Below are 258 nucleotides of genomic sequence, written 5' to 3' on the forward strand. Positions count from 1 at the left end.
GTGCATCATGTAGCGCTTCGTGAACTGCGCGCTGAGCGTCTTGACGGCGGGCGGCATGGGCGCGTGGTGATCCGCGATCTTGATGGGCTCCGTCGCGATGACTTTCAGGTCGCGATGCACCGTATGCGGATCGGGCAGCGCGCGGCCATTCGTCCAGACGCTTCCGGCCGAGAGCACACGTTGCGCCTGGACGGCTTGCCATTCGCCTTTCGCCACGACGGCCAGCATGCTGCCGTTGCGCACGATCCTGACCACGCC

General features: G+C 65.9%; 1 pseudogene. It reads right to left on the reverse strand.

Annotated elements, in window-relative coordinates:
* Positions 1–258 (reverse strand): annotated as a pseudogene (locus SB772_RS42840) (xanthine dehydrogenase family protein molybdopterin-binding subunit); the annotation flags it as partial.

This window comes from Paraburkholderia sp. SIMBA_030 (genome assembly GCF_046535245.1).
Lineage (GTDB): Bacteria > Pseudomonadota > Gammaproteobacteria > Burkholderiales > Burkholderiaceae > Paraburkholderia.